The sequence below is a fragment of the Marmoricola sp. Leaf446 genome (assembly GCF_001424755.1).
Classification (GTDB): Bacteria; Actinomycetota; Actinomycetes; order Propionibacteriales; family Nocardioidaceae; genus Marmoricola.
This window is the reverse complement of the sequence record NZ_LMRF01000001.1, coordinates 145,294-165,782: the sequence shown is the minus strand read 5'-3', so window position 1 is coordinate 165,782 and position 20,489 is coordinate 145,294. Positions and strand designations below refer to the sequence as shown.

Annotated in this window: 23 protein-coding genes; 4 read left to right on the top strand and 19 right to left on the bottom strand. The window is 74.7% G+C overall.

The genetic code is table 11. The features are described 5' to 3' along the window. Positions 1–53 precede the first annotated feature (53 nt). A complete protein-coding gene (locus ASG49_RS00700; protein ID WP_056535772.1) occupies positions 54–773 on the top strand; it encodes a GAF and ANTAR domain-containing protein in 720 nt (239 codons plus the stop codon). Positions 774–783: 10 nt separating this feature from the next. On the opposite strand, the gene ASG49_RS00695 is transcribed toward ASG49_RS00700, so the two are convergent. The 6 genes from ASG49_RS00695 to ASG49_RS00670 are packed head-to-tail and all read right to left on the bottom strand — an operon-like array spanning position 784 to position 6,315. Further along, complete coding sequence (locus ASG49_RS00695; RefSeq protein ID WP_056535769.1) at positions 784–2,376, bottom strand: ABC transporter permease; 1,593 nt, start codon at positions 2,374–2,376, stop codon at positions 784–786. Continuing rightward, positions 2,373–3,284, bottom strand: a complete 912-nt coding sequence (locus ASG49_RS00690; RefSeq protein WP_056535766.1) for an ABC transporter ATP-binding protein — start codon at positions 3,282–3,284, stop codon at positions 2,373–2,375. The genes ASG49_RS00695 and ASG49_RS00690 overlap by 4 nt, the downstream gene beginning before the upstream one ends. A gap of 47 nt (positions 3,285–3,331) precedes the next feature. After that, the gene (locus ASG49_RS19500) at positions 3,332–4,237 is read right to left on the bottom strand and encodes an NAD(P)-dependent oxidoreductase (RefSeq protein WP_056535763.1); all 906 of its coding nucleotides are present in this window, start codon (positions 4,235–4,237) and stop codon (positions 3,332–3,334) included. Between the two features lie 28 nt (positions 4,238–4,265). Beyond that, on the bottom strand, positions 4,266–4,712 hold the full coding sequence (locus ASG49_RS00680; RefSeq protein ID WP_056535761.1) for a low molecular weight phosphatase family protein: 447 nt from the start codon (positions 4,710–4,712) through the stop codon (positions 4,266–4,268). After that, complete coding sequence (gene arsB / locus ASG49_RS00675; protein WP_056535758.1) at positions 4,709–5,803, bottom strand: ACR3 family arsenite efflux transporter; 1,095 nt, start codon at positions 5,801–5,803, stop codon at positions 4,709–4,711. The genes ASG49_RS00680 and arsB overlap by 4 nt, the downstream gene beginning before the upstream one ends. Then, on the bottom strand, positions 5,800–6,315 hold the full coding sequence (locus tag ASG49_RS00670) for an ArsR/SmtB family transcription factor (RefSeq protein WP_369814193.1): 516 nt from the start codon (positions 6,313–6,315) through the stop codon (positions 5,800–5,802). Before ASG49_RS00670 ends, arsB begins: the two co-directional genes overlap by 4 nt. On the opposite strand from ASG49_RS00670, the gene ASG49_RS00665 reads away from it, so the two are divergent. Further along, complete coding sequence (locus ASG49_RS00665; RefSeq protein ID WP_056535755.1) at positions 6,295–7,425, top strand: ArsO family NAD(P)H-dependent flavin-containing monooxygenase; 1,131 nt, start codon at positions 6,295–6,297, stop codon at positions 7,423–7,425. The genes ASG49_RS00670 and ASG49_RS00665 overlap by 21 nt on opposite strands. Here the strand turns inward: ASG49_RS00665 and ASG49_RS18450 are convergent. The 10 genes from ASG49_RS18450 to ASG49_RS00620 all read right to left on the bottom strand — a co-directional run bounded on the left by ASG49_RS18450 (position 7,422) and on the right by ASG49_RS00620 (position 15,700). After that, positions 7,422–7,598 (bottom strand): hypothetical protein, encoded by a 177-nt coding sequence (locus tag ASG49_RS18450; RefSeq protein WP_156384136.1) that lies wholly within the window; start codon positions 7,596–7,598, stop codon positions 7,422–7,424. The genes ASG49_RS00665 and ASG49_RS18450 overlap by 4 nt on opposite strands. A gap of 81 nt (positions 7,599–7,679) precedes the next feature. Beyond that, on the bottom strand, positions 7,680–8,447 hold the full coding sequence (locus tag ASG49_RS00660; protein ID WP_156384135.1) for a triacylglycerol lipase: 768 nt from the start codon (positions 8,445–8,447) through the stop codon (positions 7,680–7,682). 32 nt (positions 8,448–8,479) lie between these two features. Next, positions 8,480–8,959 (bottom strand): hydroxyphenylacetyl-CoA thioesterase PaaI, encoded by a 480-nt coding sequence (gene paaI, locus ASG49_RS00655; RefSeq protein ID WP_200936169.1) that lies wholly within the window; start codon positions 8,957–8,959, stop codon positions 8,480–8,482. 7 nt (positions 8,960–8,966) lie between these two features. Next, positions 8,967–10,043, bottom strand: a complete 1,077-nt coding sequence (gene paaE / locus ASG49_RS00650) for a 1,2-phenylacetyl-CoA epoxidase subunit PaaE (protein WP_056535749.1) — start codon at positions 10,041–10,043, stop codon at positions 8,967–8,969. 1 nt (position 10,044) lies between these two features. Beyond that, positions 10,045–10,614 (bottom strand): 1,2-phenylacetyl-CoA epoxidase subunit PaaD, encoded by a 570-nt coding sequence (gene paaD / locus ASG49_RS00645; RefSeq protein WP_235561844.1) that lies wholly within the window; start codon positions 10,612–10,614, stop codon positions 10,045–10,047. Continuing rightward, on the bottom strand, positions 10,611–11,528 hold the full coding sequence (gene paaC / locus ASG49_RS00640) for a 1,2-phenylacetyl-CoA epoxidase subunit PaaC (RefSeq protein ID WP_056535746.1): 918 nt from the start codon (positions 11,526–11,528) through the stop codon (positions 10,611–10,613). The genes paaD and paaC overlap by 4 nt, the downstream gene beginning before the upstream one ends. Positions 11,529–11,541: 13 nt before the next feature. Further along, the gene (gene paaB / locus ASG49_RS00635) at positions 11,542–11,838 is read right to left on the bottom strand and encodes a 1,2-phenylacetyl-CoA epoxidase subunit PaaB (RefSeq protein ID WP_056539449.1); all 297 of its coding nucleotides are present in this window, start codon (positions 11,836–11,838) and stop codon (positions 11,542–11,544) included. Positions 11,839–11,930: 92 nt separating this feature from the next. After that, positions 11,931–12,917, bottom strand: a complete 987-nt coding sequence (gene paaA, locus ASG49_RS00630) for a 1,2-phenylacetyl-CoA epoxidase subunit PaaA (RefSeq protein WP_056535743.1) — start codon at positions 12,915–12,917, stop codon at positions 11,931–11,933. A 61-nt stretch (positions 12,918–12,978) separates the two neighbouring features. Further along, complete coding sequence (paaK, locus tag ASG49_RS00625) at positions 12,979–14,289, bottom strand: phenylacetate--CoA ligase PaaK (protein WP_056535740.1); 1,311 nt, start codon at positions 14,287–14,289, stop codon at positions 12,979–12,981. Between the two features lie 52 nt (positions 14,290–14,341). Beyond that, entirely contained in the window at positions 14,342–15,700 is a 1,359-nt protein-coding gene (locus tag ASG49_RS00620) for a sodium:proton antiporter (protein ID WP_056535737.1), read from the bottom strand. Between the two features lie 49 nt (positions 15,701–15,749). On the opposite strand from ASG49_RS00620, the gene ASG49_RS00615 reads away from it, so the two are divergent. Continuing rightward, on the top strand, positions 15,750–16,892 hold the full coding sequence (locus ASG49_RS00615; protein WP_056535734.1) for an FAD-dependent oxidoreductase: 1,143 nt from the start codon (positions 15,750–15,752) through the stop codon (positions 16,890–16,892). Positions 16,893–16,963: 71 nt separating this feature from the next. On the opposite strand, the gene ASG49_RS00610 is transcribed toward ASG49_RS00615, so the two are convergent. The 3 genes from ASG49_RS00610 to ASG49_RS00600 form a co-directional block, all read right to left on the bottom strand. Beyond that, entirely contained in the window at positions 16,964–17,617 is a 654-nt protein-coding gene (locus tag ASG49_RS00610) for a hypothetical protein (protein ID WP_056535731.1), read from the bottom strand. Between the two features lie 116 nt (positions 17,618–17,733). Continuing rightward, a complete protein-coding gene (locus ASG49_RS00605) occupies positions 17,734–18,375 on the bottom strand; it encodes a hypothetical protein (RefSeq protein WP_056535728.1) in 642 nt (213 codons plus the stop codon). A gap of 13 nt (positions 18,376–18,388) precedes the next feature. Continuing rightward, complete coding sequence (locus ASG49_RS00600) at positions 18,389–19,864, bottom strand: amidase (protein WP_056535725.1); 1,476 nt, start codon at positions 19,862–19,864, stop codon at positions 18,389–18,391. A 145-nt stretch (positions 19,865–20,009) separates the two neighbouring features. Between ASG49_RS00600 and ASG49_RS00595 the strand changes: the two genes are divergently transcribed. Continuing rightward, positions 20,010–20,411, top strand: a complete 402-nt coding sequence (locus ASG49_RS00595) for a VOC family protein (RefSeq protein ID WP_056535722.1) — start codon at positions 20,010–20,012, stop codon at positions 20,409–20,411. Positions 20,412–20,489 lie beyond the last annotated feature (78 nt).

Here is a 20,489-nt window from a genome sequence, read left to right as displayed (position 1 = left end):
GTGACAAGATCCGGTGTCGCCCGGGGTGCCCGGGCGACGCGAGAGGAGTGCGCGTGACCGTCGACTACCCCCCGGAGCTGGTCGACTCCTTCACGCGCCTCGCCGAGGCCGTCGGTCGGGCCGCCACGGTCGCCGACACCTACGAGGTGCTCTGCCGCGGTGCCGTCGAGGTCGTCGACGGCTGCGACCACGCGTCGCTGATGCTGCTCTCCGACGGGCGCGGCCGCACCGCCGCCGCCTCCGACGACGTCGCCCGTCGCGGCGACGCCATCGAGCTCGAGCTCGGCGACGGGCCGTGCCTCGACGTGCTGCGTGACGACGAGCCCGACCTGCACCTGTGCGCCGACCTCACGGCGCCCAACCGGTGGCCGGCCCTGGCGAGCCGCCTGGTGGCCGAGACGCCCGTGCGCGGGATGGGCGGCTTCCGGCTCCGCACGGGTGGACGGCACGTGGGGGCGCTCAACCTCTTCAGCAGCACCCCGGGCGCGCTCGACGGGGAGGCGATGGCCCAGGCCGCGGTGCTGGCGGCGTTCGCGTCGGTCGCGGTCACGGCCGCGCAGCGGGGCGAGGAGGCCGAGACGATGCGCGCCGGGCTGCAGAGCAACCGCACCATCGGCACCGCGCTGGGCCTGCTGATGCAGACCCACGACCTCGACGACGCCGAGGCGTTCGGGGTGCTCTCGCGGCTCTCCCAGCAGATGAACGTCAAGCTCTCCCAGCTCGCCGCCGACGTCATCGAGCAGCACCGCCAGGGGATCGCCCCACCCGCCTGAGGCCGCCCCCTCAGCCGACGTCGCGCCGCTCGAGCCCGACGAACGCCGTCACGACGAGCACCGCCGCGACCGCGGCGAGGGATGCCGGCCCGCCCCACGCGGTGCTCGCCGCGGACACGTCGGGCACGTGGCGCAGCGGGCTCAGGTCGAGGACCCACCCGGGCAGGTCGAGCGTCGGGCCCAGGACGGTGAGGACGAAGGTCCCCACCACCCCCAGCCAGCCGACCGGGCGCAGTCGCGGGGCGGCGCCGACCGCCGCGAGGGCGAGCCCGACGAGCAGCCACACCGCCGGCAGCATCGCCGCGGCCTGCCGCACCACGTCACCCGTCGCGACACCCGGCTCCTGGCGGTGGGCGACCAGCCCCAGCGTCGCGCTCCCGAGCAGCAGGGCGAGCGTGGGGGCGCCGAGGGCGACCACGGCGTGCGTGGCCAGGTGCGTACGCCGGCGCAGGCCGGCCGCCAGCAGCGGCTCCAGCCGGTGGGCGGCCTCCTCTGCGTGCGCGCGCAGGGCGACCTGGACACCGACCACGGCCGCCAGCAGCGCGAGCACCTGCAGGATCGTGACCACGAAGGCGAAGGCGAGCCCGCCGGCGCTGACGGCTCCCGAGGCCAGCAGCGCCGCCATGGCGGGGTTCTCGGCGACGAGGTCCCCCACCGACCCGGTGAGGCTGCCGAAGAGGAGCCCGAGCCCGGCCACGGCGAGCACCCACGCCAGCACCGGGCCGCGGTGCAGCCGGACGGCCAGGCCCCAGGGCGAGCCCACCAGCCCGGCCTCGGCCGGCCCGGTGCGCGCGGCGAGCAACCCCTGCCCGAAGTCGCGGCGGCCCTGCAGCGCGAAGGCGGCACCGGCCAGCACCGCCGCGGCGGCCAGGGCGACCAGCAGCGGCGCCGGGCGGTCGCCGGCCCCCGGCCGCGTCGCCTCCAGCCAGCCCAGCGGCGTCACCCAGGTGGTCCAGGCGGGGGCGCCCGAGGAGTCGAGGTAGCCGCGCAGCACGTAGGACAGCCCCAGGACGGCGACCGCGAGACCGGTGGCGGTGCGGGCGTCGGAGGCCACCTGGGCCGTGACGGCGGCGACGCCGGCGAACACCAGCCCGGACGCGGTGAAGGTCGCGGCGAGCAGCCACGACGACGCCGCGTCGCCCCCGGCGGCGACGGTCGCCACCGCGCAGGTCACGCCCACCACGCCGGCGGCGAGCCCCGCGACGAGGAGGGCGGTGGCGAGCCGTGCCCCGCGCGCCACCGCGCCGGACGCCAGCAGCTCGGCCTGCCCGGAGTCCTCCTGCGCGCGGGTGTGGCGCACCACGACCAGGACCGTCATCAGCCCCGCGACCAGGGCACCCAGCTGGCCCGAGCGCCAGCCGGCGAAGCCGTCGGGCGTGGACAGGTCGCGGGCCGGACCGAGCAGCAGCGACAGCGCCGGGTTGCTGCCCATGCTGGCGGCCAGGGCGGCCCGGTCGCCCGCCCCGGGGAAGAGCAGGTCGTAGGCCACCACCGAGGAGACCGGCAGCAGGCAGACCAGCAGCACCCAGGGCACCGTGCGGAGGGCGTCCTGGCGCAGCGAGACCCGCAGCAGCGGGCCCACCCCGGCCAGGCGGGCGCTCACGCCCCGGCGCCGGCCTGCGCGTCGCCGTACTGCCGGAGGAAGAGGTCCTCCAGCGAGGCCGGCGAGACGGTGAGCGAGAGCAGGCCGCACGCCACCAGCGCGGTCATGGCTCGGTCGACCTCGCCGGGGGCGACGGTGGCGCGCAGCCGGCCGCGGTCGTCGACCACCACGTCCTCCAGCGCGGGCAGGCTCCGCGGGTCGGCCGGCGGCCGGGCGAGCACCGCCTCGACGCCCAGCCGGGTCTGACCGCGCAGGTCGTCGAGCGTGCCGGTCTGCACGACCCGGCCGCGCCGGATGATGCTCACCCGGTCGGCGAGCGCCTGCACCTCGCTGAGGATGTGGCTGGACAGCAGCACGGTGCGGCCCTCGTCGCGCATCCGGGTCACCTCGTCCTGGAAGGCCGCCTCCATCAGCGGGTCCAGGCCGGAGGTGGGCTCGTCGAGCACGAGCAGCTCGACGTCGGCGGCCAGCGCCGCGACGATCGCGACCTTCTGGCGGTTGCCCTTGGAGTACTGCCGGCCCCGCTTGGTCGGGTCGAGCTCGAAGCGCTCGACCAGGGCGTCGCGACGCGTCCGGTCCAGCCCGCCGCGCAGGTTGCCGATCAGGTCGATCGCCTCGCCGCCGGTCAGCGAGGGCCACAGCACCACGTCGCCGGGCACGTAGGCGAGCCGACGGTGCAGCTCGACCACGTCGCGCCACGGGTCGCCGCCCAGGAGCTCGGCGGTGCCGGCGTCGGCGCGGAGCAGCCCGAGCAGGACCCTGAGCGCGGTCGACTTGCCGGCGCCGTTGGGGCCCAGGAAGCCGTGCACCTCCCCGTGCGCGACCTCGAGGTCGAGCCCGTCGAGGGCGGTCGCGCGGCCGAACCGCTTGACCAGCCCGTGGGTGCGGATCGCGTGGGTCCCCGGCATCGGTCGTCCCCCTCTGCCGGGCACGCTACGCCCGCCGGGCGATCCGGTCAGCCCTCGCGCGCGCCCGGGTCGTCCAGCACGTCGCGCCAGGAGTGCTGTGGCTCGAAGCCGAGCAGCTCACGGGCCTTGTCGATGGCGTAGAAGGTCTCGTCGCGGCCCAGCTCGCGGCGCAGCTCGACGCCGTCGTAGAACTGCTCGCGGACCTGGTCGGTGGTGGCGGCGGTGGACATGTCGGCGTTGGCGACGTTGAAGACCTGGTAGCCGAGGCCGTCGGTCTCCAGGCAGCGCTGCACCATCTGGCCCAGGTCGCGGGTGTCGATGTAGGCGAAGACGTTGCGGCGCCGGCGGCCGGGGTCGGTGAGGAAGGGCGGGAACATCTCGGCGTACTCGTGGGGCTCGATGACGTTGTTGATCCGCAGGCCGTAGACGTCGGTGCCGGTGCGGGCCTGGAAGGACCGCGCGGTGACCTCGCCGGCGACCTTGGACATCGCGTAGGCGTCCTCGGGCACCGTCGGGTGCTCCTCGTCGACGGGCACGTAGAGCGGCTTGCGCTCGCCGCGGGCGAAGCAGATGCCGTAGGTCGTCTCGGAGGAGGCGAAGACGATCTTGGGGATGCCGAGCCGGGTGGCGGCCTCGAGGACGTGGTAGGTGCTGAGCACGTTGGCGGCGTACGTCGCTGCGTCGCTGGTGAGCAGGATCCGCGGCACCGCGGCGAAGTGCACGACCGCGTCGTAGCGCAGCTCCTCGGTGTGCTCGAGCTCCTCGAAGGTCGCCATGCCGGCGAGGGCCGACCAGGTCTCCCCCGCGTCGGTCAGGTCGACCCGCAGGTCGGCGACCCCGGGGTGGTCGAGCGGGACGAGGTCGGCGTTGGTGACCTGGTGGCCCTGGTCGGCGAGGAACGGGGCCACGTGCCGGCCGGCCTTGCCGCTGCCGCCGGTGAAGAAGATGCGCATGGGCCCGTCGTACCCAGGTGGAGGGGGCTCAGGCGCGGTCCAGCACCGACGGCGGCAGCACCAGGTCGGGCACCAGCTCGACGAGCAGGGCGCGGACGCGGACGTCGAGGTCGGCCACCACGGCGCGTACGCCGGCCTCGTCCTGGCCGCCCGGGTCGGCGACCGGCCAGTCGACGTAGCGCACCCCGGGGACCCAGGGGCACTCCTCGCCGCAGCCCAGGGTGATCGCCACCGTGCTGGCGGCGACGGTCTCGCGGGTGAGCAGCTCGGGCCGCTCGGCGGAGGTGTCCAGGCCGAGCCGCTCGAGCACCTCGGCGACCTCGGGATGGATCCGCTCCCCGGGCTGGGTGCCGGCCGAGAGCGCCACGACCCGGCCCTGCGCGTAGTGCTCGGAAAGCACCCGGCTGATCACCGAGCGGCCGCCGTTGCGGACGCACGCGAAGACGACCTGGGGCACGCCGCTCGCGCCGCTCACCGGGCCGCCGCCCCGGGGAAGAAGCGGCGCGCCCAGAGGCTGACGTAGACCAGGCCGACGAGCACCGGGACCTCGATGAGCGGCCCCACGACGCCGGCCAGGGCCTGGCCCGAGGTGACCCCGAAGACGCCGATGGCCACGGCGATCGCGAGCTCGAAGTTGTTGCCCGCGGCGGTGAACGAGACCGCGGTGGCACGCCGGTAGTCGAAGCCGAGCGCCCGCGTCAGCAGCATCGAGCCGCCCCACATCAGCAGGAAGTAGACGAGCAGCGGGAGCGCGATGCGCGCGACGTCGAGCGGTTCGCTGGTGATCGTGCCGCCCTGCAGCGCGAACAGCACCACGATCGTGAACAGCAGGCCGTGGAGGGCGGCCGGACCGATCCGCGGCAGGAACCGGGACTCGTACCAGTCACGGCCCCTCGCGCGCTCGCCCAGCGTGCGGGTGAGGTAGCCGGCGAGCAGCGGGACCCCGAGGAAGACCAGCACGGCCTTGGCGATGGCCCAGACCGACACGTCGAGCGCGGCCTGCTCCAGACCGAGCCAGCCCGGGAGCACCTGCAGGTAGAACCAGCCCAGGACGGCGAAGGCGAGGATCTGGAAGACCGCGTTGATCGCGACCAGGATCGCCGCGGCCTCGCGGTCGCCGCAGGCGAGGTCGTTCCAGATCAGCACCATGGCGATGCAGCGGGCCAGCCCGACGATGATCAGGCCGGTGCGGTACTCCGGCAGGTCGGGCAGCAGCAGCCAGGCCAGGGCGAACATCAGCGCCGGCCCGAGCACCCAGTTGAGCAGCACCGAGGTGGCGAGGAGCCGGGTGTCGCGGGTGACGTGGCCCAGCTCGTCGTACCTCACCCTGGCCAGGACGGGGTACATCATCACCAGCAGCCCGACCGCTATCGGCAGCGAGACCGACCCCACCTCGACCGCCGCCAGGGCGTCGTCCAGACCGGGCACGAGGCGGCCCAGCAGCAGGCCGGCGACCATCGCGACGCCGATCCACACCGGCAGGAACCGGTCGAGGGTCGAGAGCTGCTGCAGCACCTCGCCCTCGGGCGCGCCCGTACGCCGGGTCTCGTGCACGGTGTCGCTCATGCCGGTGCTCCCGCGGTCGCGTCGGCCGGGACGAACAGCTGGGCCAGCGCGGCGACGGCCGCCGGCCGGGCGAGGTAGAAGACCCAGGTGCCGCGCTTCTCGCGCTCCAGCAGCCCCGCCTCGTGGAGCACCTTGAGGTGGTGGCTGATCGTGGGCTGCGAGAGCTCGAAGTGGGGCAGCAGGTCGCAGACGCACGCCTCGGCGCCCTCGTGCGAGAGCACCAGGGAGAGCAGCCGCAGCCGGGTCGGGTCGGCGACCGCCTTCAGCATCGGCACCACCCGGTCGGCCGCCTCGGCCCCCAGGGGCTCGCGGGCCAGCGGGGAGCAGTAGGCGAGCGTCCCGTCCAGGTCGTCGAGGTCGCCGAGGTCGTCGAGGTCGCTCAGGTCGTCCGGGGGCTCGCAGGAGTTCGACCCCCGCCTATATTGACACGTCTCGATGTCTACGGCTCGCGTCGCCGCATCGAGGACGTCGGAGCGCCGTAGCCTGGCCCGGTGACGGGGCGGACGCAGCACCTCGAGGTCCCCGTCGTGGTCGTCGGGGCCGGGCAGGCGGGCCTGGCCGTGGGCTACCACCTGCAGCGGCTCGGCCGGGTGCCTCAGCAGGACTTCGTCCTCGTCGACGCCGCCGACCGTCCGGGTGGCGCCTGGCCGCGGACGTGGGACGGCCTCCACCTGTTCTCGCCCCCGGCGTACTCCTCGTTGCCCGGGTGGATGATGCCGCCGTGGCGGGACCCGACCGGCGTCCACGACGGCTTCCCGCCGCGCGAGCACGTGGTGGCCTACCTGGCGGCGTACGAGCAGCGCTACGGCCTGGCGCCGCTGCGCCCCCACCGGGTGACCGAGGTGGTCCCGGCCGACGACGCCCCCGACGGGCCGCTGCTCGTGCGCGCCCCGGGGCTGGAGGTGGAGACCCGCGTGGTGGTGTCCGCGACCGGCACGTGGGACCGCCCGTTCCGGCCGGCGTACCCCGGGAGCGGGCAGTACGCCGGGCGCCAGCTGCACGCCGCCGACCTGCGCTCGGCCGCCGAGCTCGCGGGGCAGCGGGTCGTGGTGGTCGGCGGCGGCAACTCCGCGGCCCAGCTGCTGGCCCTGGTCTCACGCGTCGCCGAGACCACCTGGGTCGCGACGCGGCCGCCGCGTTTCCTGCCCGACGACGTGGACGGGCGCGTCCTCTTCGACGCGGCCACCGCGCGGGTCCGCGCCCGCGAGAGGGGTACGCCGCACGCCGGGGTCGGCGGGCTGGGCGACGTCGTGGTCGTCCCCGAGGTGCGCGAGGCCCGCGCTCGCGGGGTGCTCCACGCGCGGCCGATGTTCGCGCGGCTCACCCGTGACGGGGTCGCCTGGGCCGACGGCACCGCCCAGCAGGCCGACGTGGTGCTGTGGTGCACCGGGTTCCGGCCCGCCCTGCGCCACCTCGCACCGCTGCGGCTGCGCGACGCGGACGGCCACGTCGCCGTGGGCGGCACGTCGGGCACCCGCGCCGAGCGTGACCACCGCGTCCACCTCGTGGGGTACGGCGACTGGACCGGACCCGCCTCCGCGACGCTCATCGGCGTCGGGCGCACCGCCCGGGCGACGGTGGCGGAGGTCGTCGGGCGGGTCGGGTCGACCCAGGACGCCTAGAAGGCCCCGCCGACACCGCGGGCGACCGTCCCGGCGTCGTGGTCCTCCTTGCCGCACCGCTCGCAGCGCAGGAAGGTGCCTCCGCCCTCCCCGTCGGACCCGACGGGGTAGGCGACCTTGACCCACCGGTGGTTGATCACCTTGCAGACGGTGAACCGCTTGAGGTTGTCCATGGGTCCTCCCGGGTCGGCGGGCTCGGCGCCCCTCGATGCTACGAGCGTCCCGAGGTCACGTCACGGGTCCTGGTGGGCGGACTATCCCGCCCAGGGCCGCCACGTGCCCACCGGCTGCGCGAGCCGGTCGGCCACGACGGCGAGGGTGGCACGGTGGTGCCCGAAGCCGAGGTGGGTCGAGCGCACCTCGACGTTCTCGGTGGTCGGCGCGGGCAGGCTGGTGCACAGCTCCCAGGCGACGATGCCGTCGTAGCGGCTGTAGATGCAGGTGGTGGGCACGCTCAGCGGCGCCGCCCGGCTGCCCAGCACCTCGGGGGTGAGGTCGACGGCGTTGCGCCCCCGGTTGAGCAGCGTGTACGCCGGCCAGGCCGACGTCGCCCGGAGGTTGCCGCGCATCGGGGTGCCCATCGTGATCACCGAGCGGACCCGGTCGGGGTTCTCGCGGGCGATCTCGCGGGCGTAGATGCCGCCCGCGCTCCAGCCGACGATGCTCATCGGCTGGCCGGTGCGCTGCGAGATGTGGTCGAGGCGCTCGCTGAGCCGGCCGCGCAGACCCTGCCGGACGCCCATGTTGCGGCCCTGGCCCCAGTCGTAGACGCGGTAGCCCTTGCTGCGCAGGAACCCGCGCAGGAAGCCGGTCGAGCTGGCGCCGGCGAGGAAGCCCGGCAGCACGAGCACGGGGTGGCCGTCGCCGCTCGGCAGGCCGGCGAGGTAGCGCCGCGAGGCCGCGGAGTGGGCCAGCTCGAGCCCGGTCAGCCCCTCGCGGAGCCACAGGTGGGGGCGGGGCGCGTGGGCGCGGTCGGCGTCGGGGGTGCCGGTGGCCGGGCGGGCCTTCGTCGAGGTGGTCACCGTCCCGACGTACCCACGCGGGCGCGGGGTGCTCAGCACGGTCCGTCGCCGTCCACGGCGCGGACGGCCGGGTTGGGTCGACCCAGGCTGCGGCTGCGCCCGCGGAACACCGCGACGACGACCCCGTCGGCGGGCTCCTCGTCGGCGTCGTCGGCTGCACGGGCCACCGTCACGTCGTACACCCCCGAGCGGCCGCGGAGCGCGGTCTCGGTGGCCGTGGCCACGAGCAGGTCGCCCAGCCGGCCCGGCTCGAGGAAGGTCACGTCGAAGCCCGCCGCGACGGTGACCGTGCCGCGGGAGTTGCAGGCGGCCGCGAAGGCGGAGTCGGCCAGCGAGGCGACCAGCCCGCCGTGGCACAGGTCCCAGCCGTTGACCATGTCCTCGCGCACCCGCATCGAGACCACGGCCGTGCCGGGCGCCACCGAGACCAGCTCCATGCCGAGCATCCGGCTGGCGGCGTCGCCGCGCCACATCTCCTCGGCGCCGAGCCGGGCGACCTCGTCGGGGGTCACCGCGGGCTCACGCGTCGAAGTCGACGGTGACGGCGTCGCCGACCGGGAAGGACTGGCAGGTCAGCACGAACCCCCGCTCGACCTCGTCGTCGTCGAGGGCGTAGTTGCGGCGCATGTCGACCTCGCCTGCGGTGACGCGCGCGCGGCAGGTGCCGCAGACGCCCCCCTTGCAGGCGAAGGGCAGGTCGTGGCGGCTGGCGGCGGCGCCGTCGAGCACGCTCGCGCCCGTGCTCATCGGGGCGGTCGTCGAGCGGCCGTCGAGCACGACGGTGACCTCGCTGGTCTCCCCCTCCACGACGGCGTCGGGGCGCTCCAGCTCGGGGGGCGGCTCGTCGACGAAGAAGAGCTCGAAGTGCACCCGGTCGGCAGGCACGCCGAGCTCGTCCAGCACGGCCCGCGCGTCGGCGATCATCCCGAACGGTCCGCACAGCCAGACGTGGTCGAGGCCGTCGACGGGCACCAGCACGGTCAGCAGCGCGCGCAGCCGCTCGGCGTCGAGCCGGCCCGAGAACAGCTCCACGTCGCGGGGCTCGCGGGAGAGGACGTGGACGAGGTCGAGCCGGGCGCCGTGGCGGTCCTTCAGGTCGGCCAGCTCCTCGGCGAACATCACCGAGCCGGTGGTGCGGTTGCCGTAGAGCAGGGTCACCCGGCTCTCGGGGTGCGCCAGCACCGAGCTGGCGATCGACAGCATCGGCGTGATGCCCGAGCCCGCGGCGATGCACAGGTGGCGACCGGGGGTGGCGGGGTCGGCCCGGAAGCTCCCCGTCGGCGTCTGCACCTCGACCACGTCGCCGACCCGGAGGTCGCGGACCAGCCACCTGGAGAACAGCCCGCCGGGGATCTCGCGCACCCCCACGCGCGGCCGGGCGCCCGCGGGGGCGCAGATGGAGTAGGACCGTCGGTGCTCCTGGCCGTCGACCGTGCGCCGCAGCGTGAGCGACTGGCCGGCCTGGAAGGAGTACGCCGCGCGCAGGTCCTCCGGCACGTCGAAGGTGATCGCGGCCGCGTCGTCGGTGAGGTGCTCGACGGCGGCCACGCGGAGCTCGTGGAACTGGGCCCGGACGCGGGGCTCGGTGGAGGTCACCTCAGATCTCCTTGACGTGCTCGAAGGGCTCCGCGCAGGCGGTGCAGCGATACATCGCCTTGCAGGCCGTGGCGCCGAACTCCGAGGTCAGCGCGACCGCGTCGGAGCCGCAGCGCGGGCAGGTCAGGTCCCGGCGCACCGGCAGCAGCGTGAGCGGCACCGGTCCGTCGTGGCGCGGCGCGGGGCCGGGCACCGAGAGGCCGTGGTCGCGCAGCGCCTGCCGGCCGCGCTCGGTGATCCAGTCGCTCGACCACGCCGGGTGCAGGCTGACCCGCACCTCGACGCGGGCGTGGCCGGCGTCGTGGAGCGCGTGCACGAGGTCGTCGCGCATCGTGGCCATGGCCGGGCACCCGGAGTACGTCGGCGTGATGGTGACGACCACCCGCCCGTCGTCCTCGACGGCGACGTCGCGGAGCACCCCGAGGTCCTCCAGGGTGAGCATCGGCATCTCCGGGTCCGTGACCGAGCTCGCGAGGGCACGGACCCGGGCCTGTCCTGAGCCCGTCGAAGGGTCGGTCACGGACGCGGCCAGGGCCCGGACGTCGGACCCGGTCGCCGTCGGCGCGCTCACCACAGCCCCGTCGGGTGGGCGCGGGCGACGACCTGCATCTCGGCGAGCAGCCGCCCCATGGCCTCGCTGTGGCGGCCCTCCCGGCCGGCGCCGCCGGCGACGGTGCCGGTGGCCGGCAGCCCGGGCCGCTCGACGCCGCTGACCGAGAACACCTGCTCGAGCAGCACGTCGACCTCGTCGGTCACGGTCGCCGGGTCGACGCCGACGCCCTGCTCGGCGACGAGGCGCTCGACGGGGTGGGTGCGCGCCAGCTCGGCCCGCAGCGGCCACACCAGTGCGAGCCCGGCGAGCAGCCGGCGACGCGACTCCTCGGTCCCCTGCGCCAGGGTGAGGAACCAGCGCGCGGCGTGGTCGCGGTGGTAGGTGAGCTCCTTGACGCCCTTGGCCGCGATCGCCGCGAGCACTTGGTCGGTGCTGGCCGCAAGCCGCTGCAGCAGCGCGAGCCGGTGGGTGGAGAGCAGCAGCAGCCGCACCACGGTCGCCGCGAAGTCGCCGTTCTCCTGCTCGGCCAGCCGCACGTTGCGGAACGCTGCCTCGTCGCGGAAGAACGCCAGGGCGTCCTCGGACGGCACCGGCGATCCCTCCGGCAGGGCGGGCACCAGGCCGGGGTCGGCCGCGGCGGCACGGGCCAGCAGCAGCCGCGCCTGGCCCAGCAGGTCGAGCGCGACGTTGGCCAGCGCGATGTCCTCCTCGAGGTCGGGCGCGTTGCTGGCCCACTGCGAGAGCCGGTGCGAGTGCACCAGGGCGTCGTCGCCGAGCATCAGGCAGTACGCCGCGAGCGCGCCCGCGTCGACGCCTTCGGGGACGGTGGTGTCGACCCCGGCGAGGGGGTCCTCGAAGGAGGTGCCGAAGGCCCACTGCGTGTCGTCGCCGCCCAGCAGGCCGTCGTACACGCTCTCGTGGTCGTCGCTCATCGTCGCCGCCCGCTCACATGTGGGGGACGTCGTCGGGGATGGCGTAGAAGGTCGGGTGCCGGTAGACCTTGTCGCCGGCAGGAGCGAAGAGCGGGTCCTTCTCGTCCGGGCTCGACGCCGCGACCAGGTCGGCGCGGACCGCCCAGATGCTGACGCCCTCGTTGCGGCGGGTGTAGACGTCGCGCGCGTGCCGCAGCGCCATCTCGTCGTCGGCGGCGTGCAGCGACCCGACGTGGACGTGGTTGAGGCCGCGCTTGCCGCGCACGAACACCTCGTACAGCGGCCACTCGCCGCGCGGGGTCTCCCCCAGCGCGGTCGGCACTCCCTCGAGCGGCACCGCGCCGTGGCCGCCGTCGGCGGCGAAGTCGCCCCCCTCGCCCGGGCCGGTCGTGCGCGGGCCGGTCATGCGCGGGCCTCCTGGGTCTCGACGGATTCGACCGACGAACGGGCGGCGAACGCGGTGGCGGCATCGCGGACCCAGGCGCCGTCCTCGTGGGCGCGGCGGCGGTGGGCGACCCGCTGGGCGTTGCAGGGACCGGAGCCCTTCACCACGGCGTGGAACTCCTCCCAGTCGGGCTGGCCGAAGTCGTGGTGGCCGCGCTCGGCGTTCCAGACCAGGTCGGGGTCGGGCAGGGTGACGCCGAGGCGCTCGGCCTGCGGGACGCTCATGTCGACGAACTTCTGGCGCAGCTCGTCGTTGGTGTCGCGCTTGATCCCCCACGCCATCGACTGGGCGGTGTTGGGCGAGTCGTCGTCGGGCGGGCCGAACATCATCAGCGCCGGCCACCAGAACCGGTCGACCGACTCCTGCACCATCGCGCGCTGGGCGTCGGTGCCGCGCATCATCGTCATCAGCAGCTCGTAGCCCTGCCGCTGGTGGAAGGACTCCTCCTTGCAGATCCGGATCATCGACCGGCCGTAGGGGCCGTAGGACGTGCGGCACAGCGGCACCTGGTTGGCGATGGCCGCGCCGTCGACGAGCCAGCCGATGGTGCCGACGTCGGCGTACGACAGGGTCGGGTAGTTGAAGATCGAGGAGTACTTCTGCCTCCCCGAGATCAGCTTCTCGGTCAGCTCCTGGCGAGAGACGCCGAGCGTCTCGCACGCCGAGTAGAGGTAGAGCCCGTGGCCGGCCTCGTCCTGCACCTTGGCCAGCAGGATCGCCTTGCGCCGCAGCGAGGGCGCCCGGGTGATCCAGTTGCCCTCGGGCTGCATCCCGATGATCTCGGAGTGCGCGTGCTGGGCGATCTGGCGCACCAGGGTGGCGCGGTACTTCTCCGGCATCCAGTCGCGCGGCTCGATGCGGTCGTGACGGGCGAGGACCTGCTCGAACTGTGCGAGGAGCGCCGCCTCGTCGGGCGCGATCTCGTCGGGTGCGGTGGTGCTCATGCGGACCTCCAGGCGGTGACGGGACCGAGTGTATTCCTGACCGGTCGGTCAGTAAAGGGTCTCAGCGTGGCGCGCGGGCGTCGACGATGCGCTTCATCTTGCCGACCGAGCGCTCGATCGTCCCGGGGTCGACGACGTGGACCCCGACCGAGACGCCGATCGAGCTCTTCACCAGCTGCTGCAGGCGTACGCCGGCCGCCTGCGCCGCCTCGTCGCCGGCGGTCTCGCGCCGCTCCACCACCACGGTCATGGAGTCGAGGTGGCCCTCGCGCTCGAGCACGCACTGGAAGTGCGGCGACAGCTCGGTGGTGGCCGAGAGGATCAGCTCCTCGACCTGGGTCGGGAACAGGTTGACCCCGCGCAGGATGATCATGTCGTCGGTGCGACCGGTGATCTTCTCCATCCGCCGCATCGTCCGCGCGGTGCCGGGCAGCAGCCGGGTCAGGTCGCGGGTGCGGTAGCGCAGCACCGGCATGGCCTGCTTGGTCAGCGAGGTCAGCACCAGCTCGCCCTCCTCGCCGTCGGGCAGCACCTCGCCGGTGACCGGGTCGATCACCTCGGGGTAGAAGTGGTCCTCCCACACGTGCAGCCCGTCCTTGGTCTCCACACACTCGCTGGCGACGCCGGGGCCGATCACCTCCGAGAGCCCGTAGATGTCGACGGCGTGCATGTCGAGCCGGCCCTCGACCTCGCGGCGCATGTCGTTGGTCCACGGCTCGGCGCCGAAGATGCCGACCTTGAGCGAGGTCGAGCGCGGGTCGACCCCCTGCCGCTCCATCTCGTCGACCAGCGCGAGCATGTAGGACGGCGTCACCATGATCACGTCGGGACGGAAGTCCTGGATCAGCTGCACCTGCCGCTCGGTCATGCCGCCGCTGACCGGCACCACGGTGCAGCCCAGCTTCTCGGCGCCGTAGTGCGCCCCGAGGCCGCCGGTGAACAGGCCGTAGCCGTAGGCGTTGTGCAGCACGTGGCCGGCCCGGCCGCCGGCGGCGCGGATGCTGCGCGCCACCACCGTCGCCCAGGTCTCGACGTCCTCGCGGGTGTAGCCCACGACGGTCGGCTTGCCGGTCGTGCCGGACGACGCGTGGATCCGCACCACCTGCTCGCGCGGCACCGCGAACATCCCGAACGGGTAGTTCTCGCGCAGGTCGGCCTTGGTGGTGAACGGCAGCCGCGCCAGGTCGTCGAGGCCGGTCACGTCGTCGGGGTGGACCCCGGCCGCGTCGAGGGCGGCCCGGTAGTGCGGCACGTGGTCGTAGGCGTGGCGCACCGACCAGACCAGCCGCTCGGTCTGCAGCGCGCGCAGCTCGTCGAGCGACGCGGTCTCGATCGGCTCCAGGTCACCCGGTCGGGGGCTCAGGTCGTCCACGGTGCACTCCTCGGCTCGCTTCGGCGTGCCCGCGAGGTTACGGACCGATCGGTCAGGAAGCGAGGGGTGAGGCCGACCGTCCCGGGGCGTCGCCCACGTCCCGGTCGGAGTCGGCCGCGCGGCCACGGGCGTGGTCGAGGCGCTTCATCACCGGGGTGGCCAGCACCCCGTGGAGCATCACCGAGAGCACGATGGTGAAGGCGACCGTCGACCACAGCCAGTCGGCGCCCAGGTCGCCGGACTCGCCCGCGGCGTACGCCAGGTAGAACAGGGAGCCGACGCCGCGGACGCCGAAGAACGACACCGCCCAGCGCTCGGGCGTGGTCATCCCGCCGACCTCGTCGGGGTGGCGCGCCCACGGCGCCAGGGCGACGTACCCCGCCAGGGGCCGGACGACGAGGACCAGCGAGACGCCCACCAGCACGCCCCGCCAGTCGAGGGTCGCGAGCAGCCCGCGGGTGAGCGCGATGCCGAGGACGAGCAGCACGAACAGCGTGAACAGCCGCTCCAGCCGCTCCACGACCTCGTGCATCGCCTTGTGGTACTCGTGGCCGCGCTCGGCCGAGCGCAGCGTCATGGCGCAGACGAAGACCGAGAGGAAGCCGTAGCCGCCCACCACCTCCCCCACGCCGTACGCCGAGACCAGGGCCGCCAGCACGAGCAGCGACTCGCCCCGCTCGGCCACGCTCGGCGCCTCGGTCGTGCGCCGGCCACGGAAGGCCACCCGGGCCAGTGCCCAGCCGACGGCGAGCCCGACGAGGACCCCGATCACCACCTTGCCGACGAGGTAGAAGCCGACCCACTCCCAGGCCCACCCGCCGACGGCGCCCTCGGTCGCGAGCAGGATCGCGGCGTAGACGAACGGGAACGCCAGGCCGTCGTTGAGCCCGGCCTCCGAGGTCAGGCCGAACCGCACCTCGTCGTCGCCGTCGACCTCGTGGTCGTCACCGGTGCGGGGCCCGGCCACCTGCACGTCGGAGGCCAGCACCGGGTCGGTGGGCGACAGCACGGCGCCGAGCAGCAGCGCCACGGCGGGCGCGAGCCCGGCGACCCACCAGCCCAGCAGCGCGACCGCACCGACGGTGAGCGGCATCGCGACCACGAGCAGCCGCCAGGTCGGCGACCACCCGCCCCACGACGACCGGCGCAGCAGGTTGAGCGGTCGGTCGATGGCCAGCCCCACGCCCATCAGCGCGATCAGCACGGTCAGCTCGGTGACGTGCTCGATCGTGGCGCGGTTGTCCTGCGGGTCCAGCGGCATGCCGTCGGGCAGCGGGGTGAGCCCGATCAGCATCCCGACCACCACCAGCACCATCGGGGCGGAGATCGCCCAGTGGCGCAGCAGCTGGGGCAGGACGACGGCCAGCAGGAGGGCACCGCCCGCGACGAGGTAGACGAGGTCGGCGGTCACCCGCCACCGGTACCCAACCCGCGCCCGCGCGGTCGGCGATCATGGAGCCATGACGACGAACGGGACCGCGGCGTACGCGGTGGTGGGCGCCGGCCTGGTGGGCGCGGCCACGGCCTGGCAGCTGGCGGCCCGGGGCCACGACGTCGTCGTCCTCGAGCGCGGGGTCCCGGCGGACCCCGGCGGCAGCTCGCACGGCTCGGCGCGGATCTTCCGCTACGCCTACGCCGACCCGTTCTACGTCGACCTCGTGCGGCAGGCCCGGCTGGCCTGGGACGACCTCGAGACCGCCCACGGCAGCGAGCTGGTGCGACCGACCGGAGCCCTGGACCACGGCGCCGAACGCGACCCGGCGGGGCTGGCGAGGGCGCTGGAGGCGGTCGGGGTGGAGCACGAGCTGCTCGGTGCCTCCGAGGCGCGGGCGCGGTTCGAGGGGATCGACGTCGACAGCGAGGTGCTGTGGCACCCCGGTGCCGGCGTCATCGACGCCGAGCGCGCGGTCCACGCGATGCTCGACCTGGCCCGGTCCCACGGCGCCCGGGTCCTCACCGGCTGGGCCGTCCAGGAGGTCGCGGCCACCGGGAGTGGCCACCGCGTCACCGCCACCGACGGTCGTGGTCTCGACGCGGGCCACGTCGTGGTGGCGGCAGGCGGCTGGTTGCCCGGCCTGCTGGACCGGCTCGGGCTCCCGTCCGGCTTCCGCGACGCCGTGCCGCACCTCGAGGTCTGGCAGGAGGAGGCGTTCCACTTCCCCCACCGCGACGGCCACGACCCGTGGCCGACCACCATCCACGGCACCGGGGAGATGCTGACCTACAGCCTTCCGGGCGGGCGCGACGCCGGGCACCGCGGCCAGAAGGTGGCGCAGTTCTGCGGCGGCCGGGCGATCGGCACGGCGGAGCACCAGGACGGGCAGGTCGACCCGGCGCACCGCGAGCGGATCGTCGAGCACGTGCGTCGTACGCTCCCGGGCCTCGTGCCGGAGCCGTACGCCGAGACCACCTGCCTGTTCACCAGCACCCCCACCGAGGACTTCGTGCTCGACCGCTGCGAGGGCCTGACCCTGGTCTCGGCGTGCTCGGGGCACGGCGCCAAGTTCGCCCCGCTCCTGGGCGCGATGGTCGCCGACGCCGCCGCCGCCACGGACCCCGACGCCGCCCGACGCCTCGTGCCCGCCCGCTTCCACGTGGGCTGACCCGGTCCGGACGCGCGACGAGGGCGCCCCCGACCGGGGACGCCCTCGTGGTGCTGCAGTGGTGAGCCGGGTCAGCGACCCAGGCCGGTGCGGTCGACCTTGCGGTGGAAGTGCATGCCCGCGAGCCCGCCGAGGACCGCGCCGACGAGGCTGGCCACGACGACGCCGACGAGGGCGACCACGGCCGCCAGGCTCAGGTCGGAGAGGCTGCCGGGGATGCGGGGGAAGCTGTTGAGCTGGTCGAGCACGTCGAACTGCGCGCCGCCGATGGCGCCGAGCACGGCCACCACGATCGCCGCGACCACGGCCCAGGCGAAGACGGCCGCACCCTGGCGGGCGCCGTCGAAGCGCGCCATCCGACCGGCGACGTAGCCGCCGCTGTAGTAGGAGACGAAGACGACGACGAGCACCAGGACGACCCCGGCCCAGCCGATCTCCTCGGTCGAGATGCCGCGGTCGGAGGCGGCACCCGCCACGTCGGAGGCGCTGGAGACCAGTCCGACGCCGGCGCCGATCGCGGCGAGGAGGGCCGTCAGCAGCACGGTCATGCCCGTGGCGGTCAGCCAGCCGAAGAACGCGCAGACGACCTTGACGCCGCCGTAGCGCTGCTTCTCGCGGGCGACGACGTCCTTGCGGCCCAGCGGCCGGTCCGTCGCGTGGTCGGCGGCGTGGCTGGTGGCGGGGTCGGTGGGGCGGCCCGCGGGGGCCTGCTCGTGCGTGCTCATGGTTCTCCTCGGGGAAGTGGCGCCGCGGACGTCGTCGTCCGGCGGTCTGACCAGGGAGTTCCCCGGAAAGTTGAGAGTGAAACGACTTCTGGCCGCGCCGCTGGCTCAGGCACCGGTCAGAAGCGGTAGCCGAAGCGCTCCAGGTCGGCGGCGTGGGTTCGCTCGACCAGGCGCCGGCCCTCGACGGTGTAGAGCCGCCAGTAGGCACGCTCGCGCTCGGTCACGTTGGTCGCGGGCACCGGGAGGTCGAGGCCGAGCAGGCGGCGTACGTCGTCCTCGAGGTGCTCCATCCGCAGCACCACGTCGGCCTCCTCGACGTGGCCGCGGTTGATCCGGCGCGACCCGTCGGGGTCGCCGACCGCCCGGGCCAGCCAGACCGGGAAGTCGAGGGTGAGTGCGGCGACGATGCCGTCCAGCGCGCCCGGGGTGGTGTGCACCCACGAGTCGGGGTCACGCAGCTCGAGCACCCAGCGCGTGCGGGTGCGCTCGTACTCCGCGACGTAGAAGTCGAAGGGGTTGCGGGTCGTCGTGACCACCCGGAGCCCGTGGTCGGCGGTCAGCAGGCCACACCCGACCAGCTCGCGGACCGTGCCGTGCTTGGCGTCGACCCCGGCCTCGCGAGCGGTGCGGAGCTCGGCCCCCTTCGCGGGCACCTCGACCACCCCGGGACGGGTCAGGAACGCCTCGCGCAGCGCGGTGCTGCCCGTCCCCGGCGCGGCGGTGAGGACGAGCCCGGATCCGCGGTCGACCAGGGCCATCAGCGCTGGGCGGTCACAGCGGGGCCACCCGGTCCCACCACGGCGCGGCCTGCTCGAGCTGGGCCGCGACCCGCAGCAGCGTGCCGTCGGCACCGAGGCGGCCGACGAGCTGCGCGCCGATCGGCAGGCCCTCGGGCGTCCAGTGCAGCGGCACGCTCATCGCCGGGCGGCCGGTCAGGTTGGCCAGCTGGGTGTAGGGCACCCAGCCGAGGTTGTCGTCGATCATCTGCTCGACCAGCGGGGTGAACCGCAGCAGGCCGCTGGACCGGGCGCGCAGCAGCGCCTTCTGCGCCAGCACCAGCGGCGCCGGGAGGTCGAAGGCCCCGACCCGCGGCGGCGGGGTGGCGGTCGTGGGGGTGAGCAGCAGGTCGTGGTCGGCGTGGAAGGCCGCGAGCCGTCGCACGTGCGTGTGCCGGCTCTCGACGGCCTTGACGTAGTCGGTCGCGCTGGTCGCCCGGCCCAGGGCGGCCATCACCCGGGTGTCGGGCTCGAAGGCGTCCTCACCGACGCCGCCGGCCGCGCGGGCCTGCTCCAGCGAGACCGCGCAGTGGACGAACCAGGTGGTGAGGAAGTCGCGCGCCAGCTGCGCGTCGTCGACCGGCATCGGCACCTCGACGACCTCGTGACCGAGCTCGGCGAGCAGGTCCGCGGCCCGGCGTACGGCAGCGGCGGCCTCGGGGTGGGGCTCGCCCGCGATGCTGCTGGCGGTGGTCACGCCGATCCGCAGCCGCCCCGGGTCACGGCCGACCTCGGCGGCGAAGCCGTCGGCCGGCAGCCCGCCGGGGAGGTACGCCGAGACCTCGGTCGGCCCGGCCAGCACGTCGAGCATCGCGGCGCTGTCGCGGACGCTGCGCGAGACCACGCCGTCGGTGGCGGTGCCGCCCAGCGGCTCGCCGGACACCGGCCCGGAGGGCAGCAGCCCACGGCTGGCCTTGAGGCCGAACAGCCCGCACGCCGAGGCGGGGATCCGGATCGAGCCGCCGCCGTCGCTCGCCGCGGCGCAGGGCACGATGCCGGCCGCGACCGCCGCCGCGGACCCACCGGACGAGCCGCCCGGGGTGTGGTCGGTGTCCCACGGGTTGCGGGTCGGTCCGAAGACGTGGGGCTCGGTGACGCCCTTGGCGCCGAACTCCGGGCTGTTGGTCTTGCCGAACACGACCAGGCCGGCCTCGACCCAGCGGCGTACGACCTCGGCGGTCTCGGCCGCGGGCACCTGCTCCCGCGCCCGGCTCCCGCCGCTGGTGGGGATCCCGGCGAGGTCCTGGTGGAGGTCCTTGAGCAGGAACGGCACCCCGGCGAAGGGGCGGCCCCCCTCGGGCTCCGGACCCTCCGGCGCGGGCGGGACGACGTCTCGGACGATCGCGTTGATCCGGGGGTTCACCTCGGCGGCGCGGGCGCGGGCGGCGGCGAGCAAATCCGCAGGAGTCGTCTCGCCCGACCGCACCAGGGCGGCGAGTCCGACGGCGTCGTGGTCACGGTAGGTCTGCACCTCCGGACTGTAGCCACGTCGCTCCGCGGAGGGGACCGATGCAGCCCGATCGGGCAGGTCCGCCGCGGCGGGGCGGCACCTAGCGTGACGAGGACCGGGCCGGCGACCGCGTCGGCCACCGCCGAGCAGTCGAGCAGGAGTGCGCATGTCCGAGTTCCCCGCCCTGGCCCACGTCGCCGTGACGGTCTCCGACCTGGAGGCCAGCCGCCGCTGGTACGCCGCCCTCTTCGGCGCCGACCCGGTCCTCGACGAGCTCGAGCAGCAGGGCACCTTCCACCACGCGGTGTTCGCGCTCGCCTCCGGCCAGCTCTTCGGCCTGCACGCCCACGTCGACCACCCGGCCGCGAGCGACTTCGACGAGCGGCGTACCGGCCTCGATCACGTCGCCTTCGGCTGTGCCGACCGCGCCGAGCTCGAGCAGTGGGTCACCCGCCTCGACGACCTCGGCATCGCGCACGGCGGCGTCGTGGACGCGGCGTACGGCTCGGGGCTGTCCTTCCGCGACCCCGACGGCATCGCCCTGGAGCTGTTCGCCCCTCCGTCCTGACCCGCTCGAGGCGGTCGTCGGTCGAGGCGGTCGTCGGTCGAGCCGGTCGTCGGTCGAGCCGGTCGCTGGTCGAGCCGG